The sequence below is a fragment of the Bacillus sp. JJ1503 genome (assembly GCF_036965125.1).
Lineage (GTDB): Bacteria > Bacillota > Bacilli > Bacillales > Cytobacillaceae > Cytobacillus.
In genome coordinates this window covers 1-3,522 of the sequence record NZ_JBALOZ010000313.1, presented here as the reverse complement: position 1 = coordinate 3,522, position 3,522 = coordinate 1, and the positions used below count along the sequence as shown (strand labels likewise).

Below are 3,522 nucleotides of genomic sequence, written 5' to 3'. Positions count from 1 at the left end.
ATATGAAATCAACATCAATACACCTATAATATAAGGATAATGATGTCTCTATAGGAGCTGATAAAATGGTTGAAAGAAGAAATCCCATTCCTGTTGGTGAAGCTGTTCAGCGGGTAATGAACTTTGAAAAAACAGGACACATAGAATACGTCTCAATAAATGAGAGTTTCGGAAGGTATTTGGCAGAAGATATAACTGCCACTGATGATGTGCCTCATTTTGACCGTTCTCCATATGATGGTTTTGCTGTCAGAGCGATCGATACGAAAGAAGCATCACCAGACAGTCCAATTGAATTTGAAGTTATTGATCATATCGGTGCCGGACACGTGACAAGTAAAATGGTTGGCTCATTCCAGGCGGTTCGCATTATGACTGGGGCACAGATGCCTGCAGAATGTGATGCGGTTGTAATGCTTGAGTTAACGAAAGGCTTTGAAAAAAACGGGAAAAATTATATGTCCATTAAACGTTCATTCAATTCTGGGGATAATATCTCATTCCGAGGTGAGGATGCAAAAGAAGGGGACATTCTTATTAAAAAAGGGGCAAAAATAAATCCAGGAATTCAGGCCATACTAGCCACGTTTGGCTATGCAAAGGTTCCGGTTGCAAAAAAGCCGGTAGTAGGTCTATATGCTACAGGAACTGAGCTGTTGGATGTAGATGATCAGCTACAGCCTGGCAAAATAAGAAACAGCAACTCTTATATGATTGCTGCCCAAATAGAACGCGCGGGTGCAGAAGTTATGTATTTTGGTAAACTTCCTGATGAGTTTGACACATGCTATGAAGCGGTAAAATCAGCTTTAGATAAAGTAGATTTATTGATCACAACAGGTGGAGTTTCAGTCGGTGACTTTGATTATCTCCCAGCCATATATAGTAAAATGAATGCTGAAGTGCTTTTTAACAAAGTAGCCATGAGGCCTGGCAGTGTGACGACTGTAGCACAATTAGAAGGAAAGCTTTTATTCGGTTTATCGGGAAATCCCTCCGCTTGCTATGTTGGTTTCGAACTATTTACCCGTCCAATCATAAGGAAAATGCTATTTGCTGAAAAGCCTCATCTTCGGAAAGAGAAGGCTGAACTTACGGTTGAATTTGCAAAAGCAAATCCTTTTACCCGCTTTGTTAGAAGTACTGTCACTGTAAAGGACGGAAAATTATTGGTTTTTCCAAGTGGTGTAGACAAATCCAATATCGTAATGAGCCTTGCCGGAGCTAATTCCTTAATGATTCTTCCAGGGGGAACGAGGGGCTTTCAAGCAGGCTCTGAAGTGGATGTATTGCTGCTAGAGGACTATGACGGAAGCGAGTGGCCATGGTAACGTCTCCATATGTTTTTCAAGTGGTTGGTTACCAAAACAGCGGAAAAACAACACTTGTAAATAAAATTATTACTCATCTTACGAAACATGAATTAACAGCCGCAACGGTTAAGCATCATGGTCATGGAGGAAAGCCTGAACTGCTTGAAACGAAGGATTCTAGTCAGCATATTTCTTCTGGGGCACTCGCAGCTATTGTGGAGGGGGATGGAAGAATCCTTCTCCAAGCCGAGAAAATAAAATGGACGATTGATGAGCAGCTTGTGATCCTAAAGCAAATTAACCCAGACTTTATTATAATTGAAGGCCATAAGCATGCCAGTTATCCGAAAATTGTCATCCTGAAATCGGTTGATAGCTATAAATTTCTTACAACCTTAACGAATATTAAAGCAGCTTTGTATTGGGATGAGGAAAATGCCACGATTAAAGATGCTTATCCTAACATTCCATTTTTTTCTATCCATGATAAGGCAGGGGTAGAATGGATTATCAAGTTCCTAATAAACCAGCAAAGTAAATAAAATGTAAACGCCTCAAAACCGTCACAATTTGGCGGTTTTATTCCTTTCTGTGATAATTTTCACTTAACGAAAATGAATTAGCAGATATAGTAAAGTCAGCATTCCAAAGGGAGGAGAAAATAGTGAATCTATTTTTACCAAAACAGCACGGGGCTTGGGCGATGCTAATGATCCCGTTTTGGCTGGGAGTTGCTGCAAATGATTTCATGTGGATACATATCCCTTTTTTCTTTGGCTGGCTATTACTGTATTTAGCTACATATCCAATGCTCCTTTTATTTAAAAGGAAAAAGATAAATTTCTATCGAAAATGGACGATTATCTATGTAGTGCCGGCTTTGATATTGCTCTTGATACCATTATGGGAAAGACCTTCCATAGTGATATTTGGGCTGCTTATGATTCCTTTCTTTACTCTTAACGCCTATTATTCATCGAAAAACAGGGATCGTGCATTAGGCAATGATTTGAGTGCTATTATTGTGTTTTCAATAGCAGGGTTAGCTAGTGGCTTTCTTCCAAATGGAGACCTGATTAGTGAGGTTTGGATAGTCTTTTTTGCCTCCATTTTATTTTTCACTGGCAGTACCTTTTTTGTAAAAACAATGATAAGAGAAAAGAAAAACCAAAAGTATAAATGGATATCCTGGTTATTTCATATAGCGATTATTATGGTCTGGATCATGACGGGCAATTGGTTAGTAGTGGCAGCCTATATCCCAAGCCTAATTAGAGCCGTCATTTTTTACGGCAAAGGCTTGACGATGGCCAAATTAGGGATTCTTGAAATTGTAAATACCGCTTATTTTTTCATCACCGTTCTTATTGCCATACAATAAAAAAAACGCTTCGACTTTAAGCGTTTTTTTTTGAGCTAATCAATATTACATATCTCAACTGGGCAGTTTTCACAGTCTATTTCGTTTTTTAAATAGTTAAGGCTGTGGATAGTAATGATTCCTTTTTCTACCGAAATAATTTCTTTTTTTCGAAGTTCTCCTAACATCCGGTTAACCACTTCTCTGGATGTTCCGCAAAAATTGGCGAGCTCTTGGTTCGTTAATGGGATGCTTAACGTAATTCCATTTTCGGAAATCACTCCATAGCTATTGGAAAGTCTAATCAATGTTGAATATAGGGCACCCTTTTTCCCATGGAGAATGAGATCTCTAAATTTAGTTTGTGTTTTTCGATATTGAAGGCTTGTCCACTTCATTAATTCAAGTGCTAGCTGATGCTCCTGTTTTAATCTTTCCTCTAATTCATTTTGAGCGATAACCGCAACCTCTCCACCCTCAATTACCTTTGCACTTAGCATATACCTTGGTGCTGAACAGAAAAGTGTAAGCTCCCCAATGATATCACCTGTAGAGCACATTCTTAAAGTAAGCTCACGTCCATCTGGAACGATTTTACTTATTTGAATTAAACCGCTTTCAATAATAAACAGTTCGCTTGCTTTCATCCCTTCTTGGAATAGAAAGGTGCCTTTTTCAATTTTTCTTTTATGATTAACAGTTAGTAATAACTCTTTAAGCTCATTAGAAAACTCAATTTGAGACTCCATTTGATAAACCACCTTTTCCCGTAGTGTCTGTCCGTGGGAAAAACGAACCTTTAACGTTAGAATAATTCAATCTTTTAGGGATAATAACACTATTATATTG

Annotated in this window: 4 protein-coding genes; 3 read left to right on the top strand and 1 reads right to left on the bottom strand. The window is 38.3% G+C overall.

Features of this window, described 5'->3' with window-relative positions; all coding sequences use genetic code 11:
- Nucleotides 1-65: 65 nt before the first annotated feature.
- The 3 genes from V7149_RS21155 to V7149_RS21145 all read left to right on the top strand — a co-directional run bounded on the left by V7149_RS21155 (nt 66) and on the right by V7149_RS21145 (nt 2,694).
- Nucleotides 66-1,331, top strand: a complete 1,266-nt coding sequence (locus tag V7149_RS21155; RefSeq protein WP_335347568.1) for a molybdopterin molybdotransferase MoeA — start codon at nt 66-68, stop codon at nt 1,329-1,331.
- A complete protein-coding gene (mobB, locus tag V7149_RS21150; protein WP_335347569.1) occupies nt 1,325-1,855 on the top strand; it encodes a molybdopterin-guanine dinucleotide biosynthesis protein B in 531 nt (176 codons plus the stop codon). The genes V7149_RS21155 and mobB overlap by 7 nt, the downstream gene beginning before the upstream one ends.
- 122 nt (nt 1,856-1,977) lie before the next feature.
- Complete coding sequence (locus tag V7149_RS21145; RefSeq protein ID WP_335347567.1) at nt 1,978-2,694, top strand: YwiC-like family protein; 717 nt, start codon at nt 1,978-1,980, stop codon at nt 2,692-2,694.
- Nucleotides 2,695-2,729: 35 nt separating this feature from the next.
- Here V7149_RS21145 and V7149_RS21140 read toward each other — a convergent pair whose 3' ends face one another.
- Nucleotides 2,730-3,422, bottom strand: coding sequence for a Crp/Fnr family transcriptional regulator (locus V7149_RS21140; protein ID WP_335347566.1), 693 nt, complete (start codon nt 3,420-3,422; stop codon nt 2,730-2,732).
- Between the last annotated feature and the right edge of the window lie 100 nt (nt 3,423-3,522).